The 21,161-nt window shown below is 51.0% G+C and carries 19 protein-coding genes, 2 tRNA genes, 1 rRNA gene and 1 pseudogene; 15 read left to right on the top strand and 8 right to left on the bottom strand.

The annotated features are described in order from the left end of the window. Window positions 1-106 precede the first annotated feature (106 nt). Entirely contained in the window at window positions 107-373 is a 267-nt protein-coding gene (locus BEN74_RS10825) for a metal/formaldehyde-sensitive transcriptional repressor (RefSeq protein WP_068910500.1), read from the bottom strand. 55 nt (window positions 374-428) lie between these two features. Here BEN74_RS10825 and dmeF point away from each other — a divergent pair, with 55 nt between their 5' ends. Further along, window positions 429-1,406: a CDF family Co(II)/Ni(II) efflux transporter DmeF gene (gene dmeF / locus BEN74_RS10820; RefSeq protein ID WP_068910501.1), complete on the top strand. Its 978-nt coding sequence runs from the start codon at window positions 429-431 to the stop codon at window positions 1,404-1,406. A gap of 99 nt (window positions 1,407-1,505) precedes the next feature. Further along, window positions 1,506-2,207 (top strand): DsbC family protein, encoded by a 702-nt coding sequence (locus BEN74_RS10815; RefSeq protein ID WP_068910502.1) that lies wholly within the window; start codon window positions 1,506-1,508, stop codon window positions 2,205-2,207. 467 nt (window positions 2,208-2,674) lie between these two features. Here the strand turns inward: BEN74_RS10815 and BEN74_RS10810 are convergent, their stop codons facing one another. From BEN74_RS10810 to guaD, 3 genes are all read right to left on the bottom strand, one after another. Further along, complete coding sequence (locus BEN74_RS10810) at window positions 2,675-2,932, bottom strand: GlsB/YeaQ/YmgE family stress response membrane protein (RefSeq protein WP_068910503.1); 258 nt, start codon at window positions 2,930-2,932, stop codon at window positions 2,675-2,677. 177 nt (window positions 2,933-3,109) lie between these two features. Next, window positions 3,110-3,637, bottom strand: coding sequence for a hypoxanthine phosphoribosyltransferase (hpt, locus tag BEN74_RS10805; RefSeq protein WP_068910504.1), 528 nt, complete (start codon window positions 3,635-3,637; stop codon window positions 3,110-3,112). Between the two features lie 177 nt (window positions 3,638-3,814). Then, the gene (guaD, locus tag BEN74_RS10795) at window positions 3,815-5,146 is read right to left on the bottom strand and encodes a guanine deaminase (RefSeq protein ID WP_068910506.1); all 1,332 of its coding nucleotides are present in this window, start codon (window positions 5,144-5,146) and stop codon (window positions 3,815-3,817) included. Between the two features lie 186 nt (window positions 5,147-5,332). Between guaD and BEN74_RS10785 the strand changes: the two genes are divergently transcribed. Next, window positions 5,333-5,968: a nucleotidyltransferase family protein gene (locus tag BEN74_RS10785; protein WP_068910508.1), complete on the top strand. Its 636-nt coding sequence runs from the start codon at window positions 5,333-5,335 to the stop codon at window positions 5,966-5,968. A gap of 51 nt (window positions 5,969-6,019) precedes the next feature. Here the strand turns inward: BEN74_RS10785 and BEN74_RS10780 are convergent, their stop codons facing one another. Next, window positions 6,020-6,985: a TerC family protein gene (locus BEN74_RS10780; RefSeq protein WP_068910509.1), complete on the bottom strand. Its 966-nt coding sequence runs from the start codon at window positions 6,983-6,985 to the stop codon at window positions 6,020-6,022. 445 nt (window positions 6,986-7,430) lie between these two features. Here BEN74_RS10780 and BEN74_RS10770 point away from each other — a divergent pair, with 445 nt between their 5' ends. The 4 genes from BEN74_RS10770 to BEN74_RS10760 all read left to right on the top strand — a co-directional run bounded on the left by BEN74_RS10770 (window position 7,431) and on the right by BEN74_RS10760 (window position 9,352). Further along, window positions 7,431-7,712 carry a GNAT family N-acetyltransferase gene (locus tag BEN74_RS10770; RefSeq protein WP_068910520.1) on the top strand — a complete coding sequence of 94 codons (282 nt, stop codon included), beginning with the start codon at window positions 7,431-7,433 and terminating at the stop codon, window positions 7,710-7,712. A 335-nt stretch (window positions 7,713-8,047) separates the two neighbouring features. Then, a complete protein-coding gene (locus tag BEN74_RS10765) occupies window positions 8,048-8,332 on the top strand; it encodes a GNAT family N-acetyltransferase (RefSeq protein ID WP_068910511.1) in 285 nt (94 codons plus the stop codon). 102 nt (window positions 8,333-8,434) lie between these two features. Then, window positions 8,435-8,563 carry a hypothetical protein gene (locus BEN74_RS19815; protein WP_265936563.1) on the top strand — a complete coding sequence of 43 codons (129 nt, stop codon included), beginning with the start codon at window positions 8,435-8,437 and terminating at the stop codon, window positions 8,561-8,563. Window positions 8,564-8,599: 36 nt separating this feature from the next. After that, a complete protein-coding gene (locus BEN74_RS10760; RefSeq protein WP_228200344.1) occupies window positions 8,600-9,352 on the top strand; it encodes a hypothetical protein in 753 nt (250 codons plus the stop codon). Window positions 9,353-9,400: 48 nt separating this feature from the next. Here the strand turns inward: BEN74_RS10760 and mpl are convergent, their stop codons facing one another. Then, complete coding sequence (gene mpl / locus BEN74_RS10755) at window positions 9,401-10,768, bottom strand: UDP-N-acetylmuramate:L-alanyl-gamma-D-glutamyl-meso-diaminopimelate ligase (RefSeq protein WP_068910512.1); 1,368 nt, start codon at window positions 10,766-10,768, stop codon at window positions 9,401-9,403. A gap of 255 nt (window positions 10,769-11,023) precedes the next feature. Between mpl and BEN74_RS10750 the strand changes: the two genes are divergently transcribed. The 4 genes and pseudogenes from BEN74_RS10750 to BEN74_RS10735 all read left to right on the top strand — a co-directional run bounded on the left by BEN74_RS10750 (window position 11,024) and on the right by BEN74_RS10735 (window position 15,204). Next, window positions 11,024-11,362, top strand: a complete 339-nt coding sequence (locus BEN74_RS10750) for a DMT family protein (RefSeq protein WP_068910513.1) — start codon at window positions 11,024-11,026, stop codon at window positions 11,360-11,362. A gap of 273 nt (window positions 11,363-11,635) precedes the next feature. Beyond that, on the top strand, window positions 11,636-12,148 hold the full coding sequence (gene purE, locus BEN74_RS10745; RefSeq protein WP_068910514.1) for a 5-(carboxyamino)imidazole ribonucleotide mutase: 513 nt from the start codon (window positions 11,636-11,638) through the stop codon (window positions 12,146-12,148). A gap of 11 nt (window positions 12,149-12,159) precedes the next feature. Beyond that, window positions 12,160-13,284 (top strand): annotated as a pseudogene (locus BEN74_RS10740) (5-(carboxyamino)imidazole ribonucleotide synthase); the annotation flags it as partial. Between the two features lie 627 nt (window positions 13,285-13,911). Beyond that, on the top strand, window positions 13,912-15,204 hold the full coding sequence (locus tag BEN74_RS10735) for a lytic murein transglycosylase (protein WP_068910516.1): 1,293 nt from the start codon (window positions 13,912-13,914) through the stop codon (window positions 15,202-15,204). Window positions 15,205-15,590: 386 nt separating this feature from the next. On the opposite strand, the gene BEN74_RS10730 is transcribed toward BEN74_RS10735, so the two are convergent. Further along, window positions 15,591-16,718 (bottom strand): anhydro-N-acetylmuramic acid kinase, encoded by a 1,128-nt coding sequence (locus tag BEN74_RS10730; protein ID WP_068910517.1) that lies wholly within the window; start codon window positions 16,716-16,718, stop codon window positions 15,591-15,593. Between the two features lie 63 nt (window positions 16,719-16,781). On the opposite strand from BEN74_RS10730, the gene tyrS reads away from it, so the two are divergent. Next, window positions 16,782-18,014 (top strand): tyrosine--tRNA ligase, encoded by a 1,233-nt coding sequence (tyrS, locus tag BEN74_RS10725; RefSeq protein ID WP_086374373.1) that lies wholly within the window; start codon window positions 16,782-16,784, stop codon window positions 18,012-18,014. A gap of 819 nt (window positions 18,015-18,833) precedes the next feature. Here tyrS and BEN74_RS19420 read toward each other — a convergent pair. Then, window positions 18,834-19,145: a hypothetical protein gene (locus BEN74_RS19420; protein WP_162898171.1), complete on the bottom strand. Its 312-nt coding sequence runs from the start codon at window positions 19,143-19,145 to the stop codon at window positions 18,834-18,836. Between the two features lie 98 nt (window positions 19,146-19,243). Here BEN74_RS19420 and BEN74_RS10720 point away from each other — a divergent pair. From BEN74_RS10720 to BEN74_RS10710, 3 genes are all read left to right on the top strand, one after another. Further along, window positions 19,244-20,781 (top strand): 16S ribosomal RNA (locus tag BEN74_RS10720). 61 nt (window positions 20,782-20,842) lie between these two features. Further along, window positions 20,843-20,919 (top strand) — tRNA-Ile (locus BEN74_RS10715). 50 nt (window positions 20,920-20,969) lie between these two features. Beyond that, a tRNA-Ala gene (locus BEN74_RS10710) sits at window positions 20,970-21,045 on the top strand. The last annotated feature ends 116 nt before the right edge of the window (window positions 21,046-21,161 follow it).

Genomic DNA, 21,161 nt, shown 5'->3' with positions numbered 1-21,161 from the left:
AGCTTCACGCAGCTGCGGTAAAAAATGCATGCTGTGAGAAAATAGAAGAATACAGCCACAGTGTAAGAGCGCAGCGCGCGCCGGTCAATTCATCAATTGCAGGCGCTTAAGCATAGCGCTTCAGCAGCTTGAGGAATTCCGCCAGCTCCTCTTCATTCACCGCCTCCGCGCCGGCAAGCACGTGATGGCGCAAATGCGCTTCAATCAGCTCATTCATCAGGCCGTTGACTGCGCCTTTAATGGCGGCCGCCTGCTGCAGCACTTCGATGCAGCCGGCTTCAGGCTGCAGCAGCGCCTGCTCTACGGCATTGATCTGGCCCTGCAGGCGCTTGACCCGGTTCAATATTTTTTTATCCTGATGCAAATGACCCACCGCAATGCTCCAAAAATAAATATACTATGGGGGAGTATATTAAAAGTTTAAGATAATGCAAAAATCCCCATCCCCGCGCATTCACTCGCATCAGTTTGATGAAGGCAACCCGCTGGCGCAGAAACGCATTCTGCTGGCTGCTATATTAACTGCATTGATGATGCTGTTAGAAGTCATTGGCGGCTGGATTTTCAATTCCATGGCGCTGCTGGCGGACGGTTGGCACATGAGCTCGCATATGCTGGCTTTGGGCTTGGCCTATATGGCCTACCGGGCGGCGCGCCATTATGCGCAGGACCGGCGCTTCAGCTTCGGCACCTGGAAAATTGAAATACTGGCCGGCTACAGCAGTGCCATTCTGCTGCTGGTGGTGGCGGCTTTCATGGCGCTGCATTCCGCAGAGCGCCTGTTCAATCCGGTGGAAATCCACTACAGCCAGGCGATTCCGATTGCGGCTGCCGGCCTGATCGTCAACCTGATTTGCGCATGGCTGCTGCATGATGGCCATCACCATCACAGCCATCATCATCACGGGCATAGCCATGATCACGGCGCAGCCGATGCGCATGAGCATCATCATGATTTAAATCAGAAAGCGGCCTTCCTGCATGTGGTGGCGGATGCGGTGACTTCGGTTTTGGCGATTATCGCGCTGGCTGCCGGAAAATTCATGGGCTGGGATTTTCTGGATGCCGCGCTGGGCATTGCCGGTTCGGTGCTGGTGGCGCGCTGGGCAATTGGCTTAATTAAGGAAACCGGAAAAACCCTGCTGGATGCGGAAATGGATCATCCAGTGGTGCAGGAAATCCGCGAAGCGGTTGGCGGCCTGCCGGTGCCGGCGCAGATTACTGACCTGCATGTCTGGAAAGTCGCCCGCGGGCAGTTTTCCTGCATTCTGGCCTTGGAGGCTGAGCAGGCGCTGACTGCCGATCAGGTGCGCCGGGCTTTAGCGGTTCATGCAGAGATTGCGCATGTGTCGGTCGAAATCAACCTGCCAGAATATGCTGGATATGTTCCACGTGAAACTGCCTGAGCGCTGCTGTTGCTTTTCGGTAAGCGTCTGAAAAAACAATAGGTTCAGCGCCGGATTGCAAGTAGAATTTGGGGCATAAAAATCCCTAAGGCGAACACGATGATGAAAAAAGCTTGCGCCCTGCTTTTGGCAGGCGCGCTTTCACAATGGGCGGTGGCGGACGCGGCGTCGGTGCAGCGCCAGCTGGAAGCGAAGTATCCGGCGCTGCAGATTGAAAATATTCAAGCCACCGAAATGCCGGGAATTTACAGCGGCTCTGTCGGCGGCCAGATTATCTATGCCGGCGAAGGCGCTGAGCATATTTTAGTCGGCTCAATGATCCGCCTGAAGGATCAGAAGAATTTAACCAATGCGCTGATGCTGACGCAGAATCAGCTGGACTGGAAAAAACTGCCGCTGAAAGATGCGGTGAAAAGCGTCCGGGGGACTGGCAAGCGCCAGCTGGCGGTGTTTTCTGACCCAAATTGCCCGTATTGCAAACAGCTTGAAGTAGAGCTGAATAAGCTGAATGATGTCACCCTGTATACTTTTGTGCTGCCGCTGAAGCCGCAGTCTGTGGCGCCGTCCAAGCAGCTGTTCTGCGAAAAGGATCCGGCGCTGGCATGGAGCAATCTGGTGAGCAAAGGCATTCAGCCAGCCGGCAAGAAAAGCTGCGCGAATCCGGTTGAGCGCAACCTGCAGCTGGCGAAAAGCCTCGGCCTGAACGGCACGCCGGCGATTGTTTTTTCCAACGGCACCAAGCTGATGGGCGCTTATCCGGCGCAGGAAATTGAAAAAATCTGGAAAGAATTGGGCCTGTAGCGGCAGCCCGCATTGAAAAATCCCCAAATAGCCTTTGTAATGCCAGTCAGTTAAGAAACTGACTGGCTTTTTCTTTTTTAAATTCTAGACTTTATTTGATACGCGGAAGCGTCATCCGCAACCTGAACAAAAACAAAGCACTGCTTTGTTTGCAGTGCAAGGCGAAGCAGTGGTCTTTGAAATGGACTGTTTTTGCGACGACAGCTGTTTAAGTGCAGAAAGTGAACAGGTTTCGCGGTGAGGCGCACTGCGCCGCAAGATGCTTTCCTTGCGAAGCTTCGCTTCTCATTTGGCGAATGAGAAACACTGTTTCGCAAGGAACAAAACGAGCTCCAAAAAATCGATTTCAAAACGGTAAGACTCCGCCGTGAATAGCCCTAAAAATTAAGAAGTTTGTGGTGAAACTTCTTAACTGATCAGCATTACAAATAGCCTTTGGGGATTTTTTATCGGCGGCTGGCGCGGCTTCAGGCCGCCGGCTTATTGGAAAGCTTGTTGTACGCAAACAGGATCAGCAGCGCGCCGAAGACCGAGGCGATAAAGCCCGCGGCTGCATTTTCGCTGTACAGCCCGAGCAGGCGCCCGCCGTAAGTCGCCAGCAGCGAGCCGGCAATCCCCAGCAGGGAAGTCACAATAAAGCCGGCCTTATTGTCTCCGGGATGAATGGCGCGGGCAATCAGGCCAGCAATAAAGCCGACAATAACCGCAGTAATCAGTGACCACATAGGCGTTCCCCCTTCTCAGCATGCCTTGGTTTTAGCATCAGGTTCAATGCTTATGATTGATGAATTCGGCGCGGCGCGAAAGACCTATTCTGCTATTTGCTGTTGGTTTTTTGTTCTCTATGCGCCTGAAAAATAAAAAAAAGCGGCCTGCGGCCGCTTTCAGGCATCTGGACTGCCTTAGAGGCCGATTTCACCGATAAACGGCAGGTGGCGGTATTTCTGGTCGTAGTCCAGGCCGTAGCCGACAATGAATTTGTCCTCGACTTCAAAGCCGAGGAAACGCACATTCAGCGCAATTTCACGGCGCGAAGGCTTGCTGACCAGCGTGCACAGCTCAATCGAGTTCGGGCCGCGGGTCTGCAGGATTTCCAGCACTTTGCTGAGCGTATTGCCGGAGTCAATAATATCTTCCACCACCAGCACGTCTTTGCCGCGGATGTCGCCGTCCAGGTCTTTCAGGATTTTCACATCACGGCTGGAAACCGTGCCGCCGCCGTAGCTGGAAACGGTCATGAAGTCGAGTTCGTGCGTTTTGGCAATGGCGCGGCATAAATCCGCCATGAAAATGACCGAGCCGCGGAGCAGGCCAATCAGCACCAGTTCTTTGCCGCTTCCGGCATAGTGCGCATCAATGATGGCGCCAAGCTCTTTTACTTTCGCTTGAATTTCTTCAGTGGAAATCAATACGCTCATTTGAACAGTCATGGGTAGATACCTAAAAAAGCAAATCAAAAAATAAAAAAGGTGTTGACTGGCAACACCTTTAAAGATGGCCCGATTTTAATACAACTTGATTGGGGATGCATCTTTTTTGCCGTTGAAAATGTAATCACCGCGCTTTGCAGGGGCAGCGCGGCGGCGCCCTGCCCTGCCTGCGGGGCCTTATTGCGCGCCGGCCTGCGGCTTGGCATAGGCCAGCTGTCCGTATACATAGGTGCTGTGAATATTGCGGTCATCGCCCATCATCATCAGCGCGAACAGCGCATCTTCCAGGCCTTTGGCGCGCGACTGGCGCAGCTGCTGCAGGGCGGTCGGCTGCAGGTCCAGCACCGCAAAGTCGGCTTCTTTGCCCGGGTTGAAGTTGCCCAGCTTGCCGTCCAGATCCAGCGCTTTGGCGCCGCCAAGCGTGGCATGGTACAGCGCCTCAAATGCCGACAGCTTGTCGCCCTGCAGCTGCTGCACTTTGTAGGCTTCCTGAATGGTCTGCAGCTGGCTGAACGATGTGCCCGCGCCAATGTCGGTGCCGAAGCCGACCTTGACCTGCTTTTCCCAGGTTTTCTTCAACGGAAATAAGCCGCTGCCCAGAAACAGGTTGGAGGTCGGGCAGAAAGCGATGGCGGAGCCGGTTTCATGCATGCAGTCCCATTCATCCTCTTCGAGATGCACGCAATGCGCAAACACCGACTTGGCGCCGGTCAGGCCGTAATGGCGGTAGACATCCAGATAGCCCTGCTGTTCAGGGAACAGCTCCTTGACCCAGGCAATTTCGTTTTTGTTTTCACTGAGATGGGTATGCACATACACATCCGGATATTCCGCTTTCAGCTGCCCTGCCCGCGCCAGCTGCTCAGGCGTAGAGGTCGGCGCAAAGCGCGGGGTAATCGCATACAGATTGCGCCCTTTGCCGTGCCATTTCTCAATCAGCTGCCGGGAGTCGCTGTAGGCGCTGTCCGCGCTGTCGCATAAGCCTTCAGGCGCATTGCGGTCCATCAGCACTTTGCCGGCAATCAGGCGCATTTGATGCTGTTCGGCTGCTTCAAACAGCGCGTCGACCGACTGCGGATGCACGGTGCAGAACACCAGCGCGGTCGTGGTGCCGTTTTTCAGTAGCTCCTGCACAAAAAACTGCGCAATTTTCTGCGCATAGGCCGGATCGGCAAACTGCATTTCAGTCGGAAAGGTATAGGTGTTGAGCCATTCCAGCAGCTGTTCGCCGTAAGCGCCGATCATCTCGGTCTGGGGAAAATGAATATGGGTGTCGATAAAGCCCGGAACAATCAGCTGGCCGGGATAATGCTTCACCTGCACGCCGTCCGGCAGATGCGCCTGCCCGCTTTGCCAGTCGCCGAACCATCTGATTTTGCCGTGTTCGGCAATCAGCAAACCATCTTCTACATAGCGCACTTGGTCGTGAATTTCACGCGCTTGGGCAACCGTATTCTGAATATCGAGGAAGCGGCCGCGGACCGCCGTCGTAGCAACTACAGAAGACATTGAAAACCTGCATTTTGAATTTTTTCGGTTGATTGTACCGTATAAGCTGAATTTGGGCATGCCTGATGCGCTTTTGACTGCAGTTCAATGCCGGTTCTGAGATAAACTGCATTGCAGAACAAAGGCATGCAGCGGATTCGGCAGCGCTTGTAAAATACAGCAGAGATGAGCCGGTGATTGAACAGCATGAGTACGCTTGAATCGGCGGGATATGCAAGCCGGCTGCGGCGGCTGATCGCTGCTGATCCGCAATGCATGCGCATCCTGCGGCAGTTGGCAGCCTTGGAGCCGCAGGCCTATCTGGCTGCGGGCGTGATCCGCAATAGTGTTTGGGCGCATTTGCATGGCCAGCGCTATGCGCTGGAGCAGACGGAAATTGATGTGATTTTTTATGATGCGCAGGATGACGGGCCGCGCGCGGCGCAGCTGCAGCAGCGGCTGAAGCATGCTTTTCCCGGCATTGCGTGGGATGTGGTCAATCAGGCGCTGGTGCACCGCTGGTACCGGCTGGAAAATGGAGTATCGATTCAGCCGCTGCGTTCAATTTTCCATGCCGTCTCTTTATGGCCTGAAACTGCAACCGCTGTGGCTGTGCGCTTGGATGCGCAGGGGAATTTGCAGATACTGGCCCCTTTGGGCTTGGCGGACCTGTTTCAGCTGCGCTTAAGATGGAATCCGGCTTTGGTCAGCTGCGCTGTATTTTTGGACAGAGCCCGTTCCAAAGGCTTTTTAGATAAATGGCCAAAACTGAAACTGGCGCCGGCATTTTTTTACCGCCGCCGGCAAAAAAGCCTTCCATTCAGGAAGGCTTTTGCGGACTAAAGCTTTAATGCCATCGCGCTGCAAATTTTACAGCGCCTTGCCATTTACAGCTTAGAGCGTGGTTTCATGGTGCTTTCTGCTGTGGCGGATCGACAGCCATGCGGTAATGCTCAGCACCAGTACAATAAAGCTCAGTGAAATCCAGATCGGCATATGGAACACATCCAGCATCAGCATTTTAAAGCCGATGAACAGCAGGATGATGCCTAGGCCATACGGCAGGTAATGCATTTTAGAGGCAGCGCCGGACAGCAGGAAGAACATTGCGCGCAGGCCTAAAATCGCCATTAAGTTTGCGGTCAGGACAATGAACGGGTCGCTGGTCACGGCGAAAATAGCCGGAATGGAATCCACGGCGAAAATCACGTCGGATGCTTCAACTAAAATCAGCACCAGAAACAGCGGTGTAGCCCACAGCATGCCATTCTGGCGCACAAAGAATTTATCGCCATGCATTTGCGGGGTAATGCGCATGTGCTTGCGCAGCCATTTCAGAATGGCCATATCTTCAAGGTTCTTCTCTTCATCATCCTGGCCTTTCAGGAATTTGAAGCCGGTATACACCAGGAACGCGCCGAAGATGTACAGCACCCAGGAAAATTCCTGCACGAACCATGCGCCGATGAAAATAAAGACGGTGCGCAGCACAATCGCGCCCAGCACGCCGTACAGCAGCAGCTTGCGCTGCAGCGCAGGCGGAATTGCAAAGGCTGCGAAAATCATCAGCCAGACAAAGACGTTGTCAACCGCAAGGGATTTTTCCAGCAGGTAGCCGGCAAAGTACTCCATGACTTTGGTGTTGGCCACCGCCGCGCCAGCGGTCTGCTGCAGGTACAGCCAGAGCGCGCCGCCGAATAAGGTCGCGACTGAAACCCAGGCGATGCTCCAGTAGGCAGCGGTTTTAACTTTGACTTCCTGGCCCTTGTTTTGCTTAAAGCCTAAAAAGTCGATGATCAGCATAACGGTGACTAATCCGAAGAATGCTGCATACAGCCACAATGTGCCGATAGTTTCCATGTGAATCCTCCACATCTGGCAACCGGCCATAAAAAAACCCTGACCTGCTGCCAGATGAATAAAAACATCTGTAACAACATGATCAAGGTCTTGCCTACATTGCCATCTGGATGATGATCAATGCTCAGATACCGACTTTTTGCAAAGTGTAATGACGATATTCTGACACGCATTTACCCGGCTTGGGCAAAGCGCTTGGAGGAGGCTACTCCCCTTGTTCAGCTAAATTCTGCTTTGGACGCTGTCCAAATATGCCTGAAGCATGGCAGATTTTTAGCCAATAAGCAATCCGGCCGCCGTATTTTTATCAGCGCATCCGATGAATAAAACCGGCGCTTGTATTGAAAACATGGTGATGAATTGTTAAGCGCTATTGATGCGGCCGGCGGAATTCAATACAACAAATGCGGGAGCTTTAAAAAATAATGATCAGGAGGCCGGAAAAATGATTGTGCAGCAGGATGATAACGGCAAAAAAGGCGCATTTTTCATTGAGCGGAAGCATAAGCGCTTAGCGGAAATGACCTATTCATGGGCGGGAACGGATAAATTTATTATTGATCATACCGATGTCAGCGACGCTTTGCGCGGGCAAGGCGCAGGGCGGCGCCTGCTGGATGCGGCTGTGCAGTTTGCGCGCCGCCGGCAAGTCAAAATTATTCCCCTATGCCCCTTTGCCAAATCTGTATTTGCCAAGGATGCGTCTATCCGGGATGTTTTAGTCTAAATGCAAAAAAGCCTTTAATCTGTCAGGGCAGCCGGGTTGCAGGGCATCCGCGCCGGATCAGCGGATCCGGCAGGATCAGAAGCGTGATTTATACATTGAGATGCCGAGCAGCAGCGCGATCAGCAGTAAAAACAGCACAGCAATCAGGTAAATATCCATACAATCCCCCAGCAGAATAAAATACAGAAGTCAGGTTTTGATGCTATGAAATTTAGTGCTTAGCGGCCTGCGCTGCTATCCCTGAAATTGGGTATTTTTCAAACTTCTGATATAACAAAGTTTTATATTTAAATCATGCTGCAGCGTGAAGCTGGGGCAATAGGAGTATTGAGGAGATGGCGATGCAGCATTCAGATAACGGAAAAACCGGAGCATTCTTTAAAGCCGACGCTTCAGGCCGGCGTGTCGCGGAAATCAGCTACATCTGGAATGGCGGGGAGCAGATTGAAGCCAATCATACCTGGGTGGATGATTCCCTGCGCGGCCAGGGCGCCGCGCGCGAGCTGCTGGATGTGCTGGCCGGGTTTGCGCGTGAAAAGCAGCTGAAAATTGTGCCGACCTGCACTTATGTTGAAGTGATGTTCAAGCGCGATGAAAGCTTTGCCGATGTGGCGGCTTAATAAAATAATAAGTCATTATTTTTTAATTTAAATAATGACTTGAATTAAATTATAGACCACCAAATTGAATAAAAAATAAACTTTTATTTGGTTGGAAAATTTATGAAATTTAAGCAAAAGTCATTTAGAAAAGTTCCAAGTAGTCTTTCTCAATTTGGAAGGGATTTTTTACTGGGGATTAAGTTATCTGCTTTAAAGACAGACCGTATTTTAAGTATTTCAGATAAATAAGAATGGTTACATGGGGAAAGTTTTTTACCAAATAAAGTGGGACGCTTTAGTATCCGAAATGCTGATGGGAGAGAATTGGTACGTAGGGATTTACCAAAAGAGAAAGTTACTCGTAGCTTTTGGACAACGAAATCCCAGTTTGATGGTAGAGATAGTCGCACAACAGTTTCAGATTTTGTGACTAGAACATATGAACGTTATCCACGCGAATTAATTCAAGCACAAAATATTGCTGTATTAGTTTTAGAGTATGAAAGTGAAAAATATTTTTTTATAAAAATGGATCCACTTGATAGTGATGATATTTTTCTTCACAAAGTGAATTTGGCTTTGGAGCTGTTTGGCAGTGAATTGGATATTCATGTTGCTGCTCAAGATGGCTTTGTTGCGTTACCAGCAAAAGTACGCTTTGTTGATTGGATCATTTTATCTAAAGGGACAAAATTAGAAATCGAAGAAGCTATAAAGAAATCTTTATCGCCAAAATTAAAAGCTTCGATTCGTCCCGTAGTTGAACGAAGAATGTCTACAATTAATAACTATGAGCCAGATGAAATTGCTGTTGGGTTTGGTGGTTATAAGGGGTATGTAGTTTATAACTTTCCCAAAAAAGGATTATCTGTTTTAGAAAGTGAGAATCTTAATAATGCAACTTATGTTTTTGAACTTAAGAAGTGGGAAGATTTATCAAAGCTGTCTAAAACTGAAATAATTTCTGGAGCTTTATATTTGGAGAGAATTATTCATGACGAATCATGGAAAGCACATGTTCATAAAATTTTGATATAAGAAAAAACCCGCAATTTGATTTGCGGGTTTTTTCTAGTTAGGTGCGGTTTATTCTGCTTTCAGCGCTGCAATCAGTTTCTGATGCAGCCCGCCAAAGCCGCCGTTTGACATAATCACCACGGCATCGCCCTCGCCTGCTTCCGCAGTGACGGCCTGAATAATGTCATCCAGCGTACGCGCAACTACCGCCTTGTTGGGTGCAGCTTCAATTACCGGCTGCAGGTCCCAATCCAGGCCTTCAGGCTGATACCAGATCACTTCATCCGCCAGGCGCGCAGAATGCGCCAAGCCGTCTTTATGGCTGCCCATGCGCATGGTGTTGGAGCGCGGTTCAATAATCGCCCAAAGCTTGCGCTGGCCTAAGCGCTTGCGCGCGCCTTCCAGCGTGGTGTCAATTGCGGTTGGGTGATGCGCAAAGTCATCATAGACTTCAATGCCCTTGACTGTGCCCAGCAGCTCCATGCGGCGCTTGACCCCGCCAAAATTCGACAGCGCTGCGCAGGCGGCTTCAACAGGCACGCCAACATGCTCCGCGGCGGCGATGGCTGCCAAAGCATTGGCCACAGAATGCTGCCCGGTCATGCTCCATTGCACTTCGCCTTTGACTGCGCCGCGCTGCAGCACTTTAAAGTGCGAGCCGTCTGCAGCCAGCTGTTCGGCGTGGAATTCCGCCGCGCTGTTGGCTTGCAGCGAAGTGCGCACTGCAGGCGTCCAGCAGCCCATCTCCAGCACTTCATCAATATGGGTTTCGGTAACCGGCGCAATAATCCGGCCTTCGCTTGGAATGGTGCGCACCAGATGATGGAACTGCTTCTGAATCGCCGCCAGATCATCAAAAATGTCGGCATGGTCAAATTCAAGGTTGTTTAAAATGGCGGTCTTCGGGCGGTAATGCACGAACTTGGAGCGCTTGTCAAAGAAGGCGGAATCATATTCGTCCGCTTCAACGCAGAAGTATTTGCCGCCGCCCATGCGCGCGCTTTCACTGAAGCCCAGCGGCACGCCGCCGATTAAAAAGCCCGGGTTTAAGCCAGCCTGATCCAGCACCCAGGCCAGCATGGTGGTGGTGGTGGTTTTGCCGTGCGTGCCGGCCACGCCTAAAACGTGCTTGCCCTGCAGCACATGGTCCGCCAGAAACTGCGGGCCGGAAATATACGGCAGGCCTTCATTCAGCATGTATTCCACTGCATCAATGCCGCGCTTCATGGCATTGCCGACAATCACCAGATCCGGATGCGGCTGCAGGTGGCTGCGGTCATAGCCCTGCATTAAGCCAATGCCGGCATTTTCCAGCTGGGTTGACATCGGAGGATAAACGTTCTGATCTGAGCCGGTGACTTTATGTCCAAGATCGCGGGCCAGCAGCGCCAAAGAGCCCATAAAAGTGCCGCAAATACCCAAAATATGCAGATGCATACGCTTAACTCCACTGCGTTTATAGACACATCACTTCACTGTTGTGGTGCTGTCGTGATTGATTCAATTTGCCAGCAACGATAGCAAGGCTATAGCTGAAAAGATAGTTTTTCTTGTATCGCTGCCGGCGTTTTAAAAGCATTTTTTTCCGGGCGCTCCGGCCGGCCTTGCATGAGCTAATCCGCAGCATAAACAGCATGCAATTTAAAAAGAAAACCGTAAAATAAGCGCGGTTTGATAAGAGAAAGCGCCGCCATGTCCCTGCCCTTAATGCTGCTGATTATTTCCAACTGCTTTATGACTTTGGCGTGGTACGGCCATTTGAAATTCCTGCATGGCGCGCCGCTGTGGCAGGCCATTTTATTCGGCTGGCTGATTGCCCTGCTGGAATACAGCTTTATGATTCCGGCCACGCGCCTGCTGGCGGCCCAAGGCTGGTCAGTCGGCCAGATGAAAATCACTCAGGAAGCGGTGACGCTGCTGGTGTTTGTGCCGTTTATGATCTTTCTGTTCAAGCAGCCGTTTAAGCTGGACTATGTCTGGGCGGGGCTGTGCCTGATCGGCTGCGTGTACTTTGTCTTCAGAAGCCAGTAGCCCTGGCTGCGTCCTCCCCGCGCCGGACGCCTCTTGGGCATTATCCTGCTGTCTGACGGAATGGCCGGATGGCCGCCCGCTGCAGGCCGCAGCCGGGGCTGCCGGATATTTTAGGGAAACTTTTTCTATTTCCCGAAAAAATACTGAAAATAACGCCCGCCTGCATCTGTTAAATTTTGGCGGGATGAAAAAACGGTCTATAATATCGGCTCTTCTAAAGCCTGGCTTTCGTCGAGATTTTTCTTTCCTCATCTAATCTCTGGAATATTTGCAATGAATGCGGCCGCTGCACAAGACGCTCCCCTAGTTGGAATCATCATGGGGTCCCAATCTGATTGGGCAACTCTGGAACACACTGCCAATATGCTCAAGCAGCTTGGCGTCCCTTTTGAAGCGGAAGTGGTGTCTGCGCACCGTACTCCAGACCGTCTTTTTGAATATGCGGAAACCGCGCGCGCGCGCGGCATTCAGGTGATTATTGCCGGCGCCGGCGGCGCAGCGCATTTGCCGGGCATGTGCGCAGCTAAAACCGACCTGCCGGTGCTGGGCGTGCCGGTCAAATCTTCAATTTTAAACGGCGTAGATTCGCTGCTGTCAATTGTGCAGATGCCTGCAGGCATTGCGGTCGGCACCTTGGCGATTGGCCCTGCCGGCGCAGCCAATGCGGCGCTGATGGCGGCGCAGATTTTAGGCTTGACGCGCCCGGACATCGCCAAAAATGTTGCCGATTTCCGCGCGGCGCAGACAGACAAAGTGGCAAGCAAAAATATTCCGGGCCAAGCTTAAACGGGACAGATCTTATGAATAAAACCATCGGTATTTTTGGTGGTGGTCAACTCGGCCGCATGATGGCGCAAGCTGCCTTGCCGCTGAATATTCAATGCACTTTTTTTGACGCCAGCACAGACTGCCCATCGGCTGCCTTGGGTCCGGTCATCGCCAGCACTGCCGAACATGGCCTGCAGGAGTTTATCGGCAGCGCCGACGTATTCAGCCTTGAGTTTGAAAATACTCCCTTGGCTGATGTCGATGTTTTGACCAAGCAGAAAGATATGCATCCGCCGCGCCAGGCTTTGGCGACTGCGCAGAACCGCCTGCTGGAAAAAGCGCTGTTTGATGAGCTGGGCATTCCTGTTGCGCCGTATCAGGCGGTGAATTCGCTGGACAGCTTAAAGGTTGCTGTGGCTGCGCTGGGCCTGCCGATTGTGCTGAAAACCGCAACCGGCGGCTATGACGGCAAAGGCCAGTTTGTGCTGCGTTCTGCAGATCAGATTGATCAGGCCTGGGCTGAACTCGGCCCTGCCGGCGCACTGGTGGCGGAAAGCTTTGTGGCCTTTTCGCGTGAAGTATCGATTATTGCGGTGCGCGGCCAGGATGGCGATGTCAAAACCTGGCCTTTGGCGGAAAACCATCACCATAATGGCATTCTGTCGCATTCAATTGTGCCTGCGCCGAACAGCGCAGCGCTGCTGCCTGCGGCTCAGGACTACATCACCCGCCTGCTGCAGCATTTGGATTATGTCGGCGTGCTGACGCTGGAGCTGTTTGTCACCGATGCCGGCCTGTGCGCCAATGAGATGGCGCCGCGCGTGCACAACTCAGGGCACTGGTCAATTGAAGGCGCGGTCTGCTCGCAATTTGAAAACCATATCCGCGCCGTTGCCGGCCTGCCTCTGGGTTCAACAGAAGTGGTCCGCCCGTCGGTGATGGTCAATATTATCGGCCAGTATCCGCAGCTTGCAGATGTGCTGGCGCTGAACGGCGCGCATGTGCATTTGTACAATAAGGCTGAGCGCGAAGGCCGCAAGATCGGCCATATTACTTTAATGCCGAATGACAGTGCTGAATTGACTGCGCTGTGCCGCGCTTTGGCGGCAATTCTGCCGAATCCGCTGGCATTGAGCGAAGATATGAGCATTTAAGCCCTGCTTTGAGTGATAAAAAAGCGGTCATGGCAATGGCCGCTTTTTTTACGTCTGCAGTTCAGGCATGATTGCGCCTCTTTTGCAAAAGCGCGCCATGCAGCGGCCGCAAAAGCCGATATTCTGCAGGCGGCTGATGCGCCTGCATCCATTTGCCTTGCATCAAAATAATAAAAACCGCACCGCATTTCTGAACAGCAGCATCGTTGCGGAAGATTCTGAATTCAAAAAAATATGAATTCAGAACCGCTGTTTGAATTCATAAATTTTTAGAATAAATTCAAACTTTGAATTTAAATTCAGAATAATAAATTTAAACCTGCAGTCTGCCTTTGAATTCAAAACAGCTGGCTGAAACCGCATTTGAATTCATAAATAAGTCTTTTGAATTTAAAATGAAAATTCTTTCCTGCGCCTGGTTTTTGATGTGCTGTGGATAACTTTTCCGCCTGAAAATTTCGGTTTTGAATTTAAATTTAAAAGTTCCGGGCTGGCGCTGCTGTGGATAAGTTTTTTAAATTCAAAAATAAATTATGAATTTAAATTTACAGATCTTCATCTGTCATTTCAGTACAGCAATGCTATGGTGTAATCACGATTTGAATTTAAAGATAGATAAAGGATGTTATGCGCCAATTAGCATGGGTTTTCGGTTCCGCTGTACTTGCAATGTCTCAGGCTCAGGCGGAGCTGATTATTAATGGCCAGCCTGCAGCCGTGGCGGCAGCGCCCGCCGTGCCAAATTCATACGCTTATTCATCTCAAAATGATTTTCAGGGCTGCCTTGCCGGCCTGCGCGGCCGGGCGGTGAGTGCTGGCATTTCCGGCGCGGCCTATGACCGCTATACGCAGAATTTGACGCCAGATTATTCGGTGATTGAAAAACTCAACTATCAGCCGGAGTTTTCAACGCCGATTTGGGACTATCTGTCCGGCCTGGTGGATGAAGAGCGGGTGCAGCTGGGGCAGCAGAAATTAGCGCAGCACCGCGCAGTATTGAACCGCGTGGCTGCCGCTTACGGCGTTCCGGCGGAAACCGTGGTGGCGGTGTGGGGCGTGGAAAGCAATTTCGGTGATATTTCGGGTAAATATCCTTTGCTGCAGTCACTCGGCACATTGAGCTGCGAGGGGCGCCGCCAAGGCTATTTCCGCGGCGAATTTTTCGCGGCCATGCGCATACTGCAGCGCGGCGATTTGACCGAGCAGCAGCTGAAAGGCTCATGGGCCGGGGCATTTGGCCATACCCAGTTCATGCCTTCAACCTATGAAGAGCTGGCGGTGGATTTTGATGGCGACGGGCGCCGCGATTTGGTGTCCAGTACTTCAGATGCCTTGGCGTCAACGGCCAATTTCCTGAAAAAGCGCGGCTGGCAAACCGGGCAGCCGTGGGGCTTTGAAGTGAAAGTCCCGCAGGGCATGTCCATAAGCGGCGAAGGCCGGCGCAATAAGAAGCCTTTATTCTACTGGTCAAGCCAGGGCCTTATGCGCGCAGACGGTTCGCCCTTGGTGCAGGGCGGTTTATTTGACAGTTCGCAGGCGGGGTTGATGGCGCCGGCGGGCGCCAATGGCCCGGCATTCCTGGTGTTTAAAAACTTTGACGCGATTTACAGCTATAACGCGGCGGAAAGCTATGCCTTGGCGATTGCGCATTTATCTGACCGCCTGCAGGGCAAGGGCGCGTTCAGCGCAGCCTGGCCAACCGATGATGCCGGCACTTCAAGGGCGGAACGCCGTGAAATTCAGCAGTTTTTGCTCAGCCGCGGCTATGATATTGGCGCTGCGGACGGCTTGATCGGCGATAAAACCCGCCAGGCGATCCGTCAGGAGCAGAGCCGTCTGGGCTTGAATCCGACAGGCCGCGCAGGGCAGCAGATTCTGCAGGCATTCCGAAATGAACATGCAAAAACTATGATGCGTTAAGGGTTTTGAGTATAGGTGCTGGTAAAAAGGCCTGCTGATGCATAATGCCAGTCAGTTGATAAACTGACTGGCATTTTCTTTTTCAATTCTAGAATCTCTTAAATAGATATCTTTCATAAATCAATAAGTGACTATTAATTGGCAGTAAAATTACTATTGAAATTTCCTTCTCTTGCGCTGTATATGGTTCAGGGATAAGGTTAGGGTGAGGGAATTTTTTCAATAAAATCCCCACCCTAGCCCTCTCCTTAAAAAGAAGAGGGAACTCCCATTGTGAATTAAATATTTTTTAAAAAATGACTTATGAAAGAAATTTAATAAGGAATAATGAAATTACGCTTAACAGATCAGCATTATGCTGATGAAGGCCTTTAACAGGCTATCCTTTAAACCGCAGTGATCGTGCCTAGAACGCGATAACCTTGAGCGCCAGTCACTGCAGGCAAGTTTCCTGCCAGCTGATTCATAAAGCGCATTGCCAGCCAGGCGAAGGCAACGGCTTCCACCCAGGTCGGGCTTAGGCCCAGGTCTGCAGTGCTTTGCACCGTCCACTGGTGCTTGCGCAGGCGCCAGCGCAGCTGTTCCAGCAGATGCGAGTTGTAGGCGCCGCCGCCGCAGACATACACTTCCCCGGTATCCATGCCTGAACGGTAAATAGCTTTCTTAATGGCGCGGGTGGTCAGCTTTAATAAAGTAGCCTGCACATTCTCAGGCGTATCTTCCAGCTCATCGTATTCCAGGGCGCTGCGCCAGTCAGAAATCTGTTCATCCAGCCATTCCAGATTGAAATCTTCGCGCCCGGTGCTTTTCGGCGGCTCCTTGGCGAAAAAATCATGCGCCTGCAGGCGGTCAAGCAGGCTGCGGATCGGGGCGCCGTAAGCGGCCCAGTTGCCATTTTCATCATAAGGCTGGCCGGTATAGCGGTGGCACCAGGCATCCATCAGGATATTGGCCGGGCCGGTATCGAAACCGCAGACGCTTTGCGGATCGCCGGCGGTCAAAAGGCTGACATTGGCAATCCCGCCTAAGTTTAAAATCACCCGGTGAATGTCTGTATGCTGAAATAAGGCCTGATGAAAGGCTGGAACCAGCGGCGCGCCTTGGCCGCCGGCCGCCATGTCGCGGCGCCGGAAGTCGGAAATCACCGGAATCTGGGTGATTTCGGTAATGATATTCGGGTCGCCGATCTGCAGGGTAAAGCCGTGTTCCGGGCGGTGGCGGATGGTCTGTCCATGCGAGCCGATGGCTTTAATCCGGCTGCGGTCTAAATTATTTTCTTCAATCAGGCGGTTGATGCCGTGGCCAATCATCTTTGCCAAAGCGGCGTCGGCTTGCCCCATGCGGTCAATTTCATTGTCGCCGGGCAGGGTCAGCGCCATCAGTTCATCGCGCAGCTGCGGGTCGAATTCAAGGGTCAGCGCTGCATGAAGCTGCAGAGGATCAAAAGAAGCAGCGGCAATATCGACACCATCCATGCTTGTGCCGGTCATTACGCCAATATAGATCGCTGTCATGATTATTCTAAAGCCTGCAATGTGCTGAAAAAATGTTAGTATATCGCACAAATTGAATAACTGATGTGTTTGGGTTTTGTGATGTCAAATTTCCTGCCGGCTGAAGAACAACTTGCTCTCATTCAACGGGGCACGCATGAAATTATTTCTGAAGAAGATCTTCTGAAGAAATTAAAAGAGAACCGTCCGCTTAAAATCAAAGCGGGTTTTGATCCGACTGCGCCTGACCTGCACCTGGGCCATACGGTGCTGATCAATAAGCTGAAAGTGTTTCAGGACTTGGGCCATGAAGTCTTTTTCCTGATTGGCGATTATACCGCGATGATCGGCGATCCGAGCGGCAAGAGCGCGACGCGCCCGCCGCTGTCGCGCGAGCAGGTGCTGGAAAACGCCAAGACTTATCAGGAGCAGGTGTTCAAGATCCTTGATCCGAATAAAACCAAGGTGGTGTTCAACTCCGAATGGTTTGCGCAGAAAACCGCAGCGGACTTAATTCAGCTGGCTTCGCAGCAGACGGTTGCGCGCATGCTGGAGCGCGACGACTTCACCAAGCGCTATAACAACCATCAGCCGATTGCGATTCATGAATTCCTGTATCCGCTGGTTCAGGGCTATGACTCGATTGCGCTTGAGGCGGATGTCGAGCTAGGCGGCACCGACCAAACCTTTAACCTGCTGATGGGCCGCACTCTGCAGGGCCGTTTCGATCAGGAAGCGCAAGTCTGCATTACCGTGCCGATTCTGGAAGGCTTGGACGGCGTCAATAAGATGTCCAAGTCTTTAGGCAACTATATTGGCGTATTCGACGCGCCGGGCGCGATGTACCAGAAAGTGCTGTCAATGCCGGACAGCCTGATTGAGCGCTATTTTGAATTGCTCAGCTTTAAATCGCTGCAGGACATTGAAGCTTTGCTGGCGGAAATGGCGCAAGGCCGCAATCCGCAGGAAATTAAGAAAATTCTTGCGCTGGAGCTGGTTGAGCGTTTCCATGGCGCAGAAGCAGCGGAGCATGCGCATAAAGGCGCAGGCAACCTGATTACCGAAGGCGAGCTGCCGGAAGGCACGCCGGAAGTGACGGTTTCCCGCGCGGAATATGGCGGTGAAATTTTTATTGCCTCTATTTTGCGCGCAGCCGGCCTGACAAAAAATGCGGCTCAGGCGAAAGATGCGGTTGCCCGCGGCGCGGTGAAGGTCGACTGGAATACGGTGGATGCGTCATTCTCTGTCAAGGAAAACACCACTTTAGTTGTTCAGGCCAGCAAAAAAGCCATCGCAAAAGTGATTTTTACCGATTAATTTTAAGCTAACTTATTGAAAAGAAAGCAGGCTTTGGCCTGCTTTTTTTTGTTAAATTGGTATATTAATTAAATAAATAAGCAAATCAAAAAAAACCCTATAAAAACAACAGTTAAATTTTTCCAAACGGCTTGCATTTTATTCGGCTTATGTATAAGATTTATTCATCTGGAACTCTTGCAGCCAAATATAAAAGCGTATCTAAGGATATGCATAACAGCTCCGCAGTTTTACAGTCTCTTCCCCAAGGGACTCTTTTTTTTAAATAGTTTTTAAGAATAACTATAATAACAATGCGATGGATCGAGTAAAGATTCAACTCCAAGGGAGAGATTTTGGGAGAGATCTCTTCCTTTTTTATTTGCTGATTTTTTCCATAACGCCGCTGCCGGCGCATCCATCCCGCATTTTTACAGAGAATTCCAGCATAAGCCTGTCATTAATAATTTTGAGCTATTAAGCAGGGTTTAATCCGCCGGCAAGCTTCAGGCGCTTTTAAGGCCCTGCAATCAGCGGTCAAATATTTTTTCAAAAGGTCTCTCTATACATAATAGGCAGGAAGGCATGGGGTTGATGCATGATTCGCCGGGTGCGGTGATGGAGTTCAGCTGCTCAACAGCAGGCGCTCTTATTGGGTTTAGAGCGGGCGATGTAGATATGAGAGAAGGAAAGCGCGGCGCATTTCTGCATCCATCCAGCGTGGCGTTGAAAATAGCAGCCGGCAGCTGAAAAGGGCGGAATCTCAGAAACTGCGCAAAAAATCCTTTTTAAATGGAAGGAATTTTTTTGCATGAAAAATATATTTTTCAGAAAATGCATTCAGTTTTTATAAAAAACAGATAGTAATTGGCTAAAAAGTGAAAGAAAAACGGCTTTTTTTGCCATTTTTGATGAAAAATAATACATGCGTGATAAATAAATGATTTTAGGGCTTGCAATGATTTCTAAATCCTCTAGAATGCACCCCATACCGACGAGATAGGCGGAAACGGACGAAGCGCGAAGCGCTGAGTTGTTAAGTTTATCCAGTCCAGCTCTTGATGCTGACGAAGCATTGAGAAGATCATTAAGAGAATATGAAGAACAACTTGTGTGGATTTTTACCGGTTGATCGATCGAAATAATTTTCATTGATTGATGGTAGAAATTACTCGAAGTTTATTTGAGAAATTAATGTCAGAAAATTGATGAGCCAGATTTGGTGTTTTGAATAAAGCACTATTGATTTTAAACTGAAGAGTTTGATCATGGCTCAGATTGAACGCTGGCGGCAGGCTTAACACATGCAAGTCGAGCGGGGAAATGTAGCTTGCTACATAACCTAGCGGCGGACGGGTGAGTAATGCTTAGGAATCTGCCTATTAGTGGGGGACAACGTTTCGAAAGGAACGCTAATACCGCATACGCCCTACGGGGGAAAGCAGGGGATCTTCGGACCTTGCGCTAATAGATGAGCCTAAGCCAGATTAGCTAGTTGGTGGGGTAAAGGCCTACCAAGGCGACGATCTGTAGCGGGTCTGAGAGGATGATCCGCCACACTGGGACTGAGACACGGCCCAGACTCCTACGGGAGGCAGCAGTGGGGAATATTGGACAATGGGGGGAACCCTGATCCAGCCATGCCGCGTGTGTGAAGAAGGCCTTTTGGTTGTAAAGCACTTTAAGCGGGGAGGAGGCTCTTCTAGTTAATACCTAGGATGAGTGGACGTTACCCGCAGAATAAGCACCGGCTAACTCTGTGCCAGCAGCCGCGGTAATACAGAGGGTGCGAGCGTTAATCGGATTTACTGGGCGTAAAGCGTACGTAGGCGGCTTTTTAAGTCGGATGTGAAATCCCTGAGCTTAACTTAGGAATTGCATTCGATACTGGGAAGCTAGAGTATGGGAGAGGATGGTAGAATTCCAGGTGTAGCGGTGAAATGCGTAGAGATCTGGAGGAATACCGATGGCGAAGGCAGCCATCTGGCCTAATACTGACGCTGAGGTACGAAAGCATGGGGAGCAAACAGGATTAGATACCCTGGTAGTCCATGCCGTAAACGATGTCTACTAGCCGTTGGGGCCTTTGAGGCTTTAGTGGCGCAGCTAACGCGATAAGTAGACCGCCTGGGGAGTACGGTCGCAAGACTAAAACTCAAATGAATTGACGGGGGCCCGCACAAGCGGTGGAGCATGTGGTTTAATTCGATGCAACGCGAAGAACCTTACCTGGCCTTGACATAGTAAGAACTTTCCAGAGATGGATTGGTGCCTTCGGGAACTTACATACAGGTGCTGCATGGCTGTCGTCAGCTCGTGTCGTGAGATGTTGGGTTAAGTCCCGCAACGAGCGCAACCCTTTTCCTTATTTGCCAGCGGGTTAAGCCGGGAACTTTAAGGATACTGCCAGTGACAAACTGGAGGAAGGCGGGGACGACGTCAAGTCATCATGGCCCTTACGGCCAGGGCTACACACGTGCTACAATGGTCGGTACAAAGGGTTGCTACCTAGCGATAGGATGCTAATCTCAAAAAGCCGATCGTAGTCCGGATTGGAGTCTGCAACTCGACTCCATGAAGTCGGAATCGCTAGTAATCGCGGATCAGAATGCCGCGGTGAATACGTTCCCGGGCCTTGTACACACCGCCCGTCACACCATGGGAGTTTGTTGCACCAGAAGTAGGTAGTCTAACCGCAAGGAGGACGCTTACCACGGTGTGGCCGACGACTGGGGTGAAGTCGTAACAAGGTAGCCGTAGGGGAACCTGCGGCTGGATCACCTCCTTAACGAAAGATTGACGATCGGTAAGAATCCACAACAAGTTGTTCTTCATGACGATGTATCTGAGGGTCTGTAGCTCAGTTGGTTAGAGCACACGCTTGATAAGCGTGGGGTCACAAGTTCAAGTCTTGTCAGACCCACCAAATCTGCAAACTGAAACAGAGAATCAGAAACATTGGCCTTATGATAAGCTGGGGACTTAGCTTAGTTGGTAGAGCGCCTGCTTTGCACGCAGGAGGTCAGGAGTTCGACTCTCCTAGTCTCCACCAAATTCGAGGAAAAACAAAGCAACGCTTTGTCCGAGAATTTAAGCAAGAAGCTGTGCTTCGCGCAGGCTTTAAGCAAACGAAGCCCTAGATTATAGAATTTAGTAAGAAAAAGCGTA

Source organism: Acinetobacter sp. WCHAc010034, from assembly GCF_001696615.3.
Lineage (GTDB): Bacteria > Pseudomonadota > Gammaproteobacteria > Pseudomonadales > Moraxellaceae > Acinetobacter.
Note: the sequence above shows the minus strand (reverse complement) of the source record. Positions and strands in the feature narration are given on the sequence as shown.

What these genes read in the sequence shown, in the direction of transcription:
- dmeF (WP_068910501.1), top strand. Translation starts at nt 429, where the DNA reads ATGCAAAAATCCCCATCCCCGCGCATTCACTCGCATCAGTTTGATGAA.
- BEN74_RS10815 (WP_068910502.1), top strand. Translation starts at nt 1,506, where the DNA reads ATGATGAAAAAAGCTTGCGCCCTGCTTTTGGCAGGCGCGCTTTCACAA.
- BEN74_RS10810 (WP_068910503.1), bottom strand. Translation starts at nt 2,932, where the DNA reads ATGTGGTCACTGATTACTGCGGTTATTGTCGGCTTTATTGCTGGCCTG.
- hpt (WP_068910504.1), bottom strand. Translation starts at nt 3,637, where the DNA reads ATGACTGTTCAAATGAGCGTATTGATTTCCACTGAAGAAATTCAAGCG.
- guaD (WP_068910506.1), bottom strand. Translation starts at nt 5,146, where the DNA reads ATGTCTTCTGTAGTTGCTACGACGGCGGTCCGCGGCCGCTTCCTCGAT.
- BEN74_RS10785 (WP_068910508.1), top strand. Translation starts at nt 5,333, where the DNA reads ATGAGTACGCTTGAATCGGCGGGATATGCAAGCCGGCTGCGGCGGCTG.
- BEN74_RS10780 (WP_068910509.1), bottom strand. Translation starts at nt 6,985, where the DNA reads ATGGAAACTATCGGCACATTGTGGCTGTATGCAGCATTCTTCGGATTA.
- BEN74_RS10770 (WP_068910520.1), top strand. Translation starts at nt 7,431, where the DNA reads ATGATTGTGCAGCAGGATGATAACGGCAAAAAAGGCGCATTTTTCATT.
- BEN74_RS10765 (WP_068910511.1), top strand. Translation starts at nt 8,048, where the DNA reads ATGGCGATGCAGCATTCAGATAACGGAAAAACCGGAGCATTCTTTAAA.
- BEN74_RS19815 (WP_265936563.1), top strand. Translation starts at nt 8,435, where the DNA reads ATGAAATTTAAGCAAAAGTCATTTAGAAAAGTTCCAAGTAGTCTTTCT.
- mpl (WP_068910512.1), bottom strand. Translation starts at nt 10,768, where the DNA reads ATGCATCTGCATATTTTGGGTATTTGCGGCACTTTTATGGGCTCTTTG.
- BEN74_RS10750 (WP_068910513.1), top strand. Translation starts at nt 11,024, where the DNA reads ATGTCCCTGCCCTTAATGCTGCTGATTATTTCCAACTGCTTTATGACT.
- purE (WP_068910514.1), top strand. Translation starts at nt 11,636, where the DNA reads ATGAATGCGGCCGCTGCACAAGACGCTCCCCTAGTTGGAATCATCATG.
- BEN74_RS10735 (WP_068910516.1), top strand. Translation starts at nt 13,912, where the DNA reads ATGCGCCAATTAGCATGGGTTTTCGGTTCCGCTGTACTTGCAATGTCT.
- BEN74_RS10730 (WP_068910517.1), bottom strand. Translation starts at nt 16,718, where the DNA reads ATGACAGCGATCTATATTGGCGTAATGACCGGCACAAGCATGGATGGT.
- tyrS (WP_086374373.1), top strand. Translation starts at nt 16,782, where the DNA reads ATGTGTTTGGGTTTTGTGATGTCAAATTTCCTGCCGGCTGAAGAACAA.
- BEN74_RS19420 (WP_162898171.1), bottom strand. Translation starts at nt 19,145, where the DNA reads ATGAAAATTATTTCGATCGATCAACCGGTAAAAATCCACACAAGTTGT.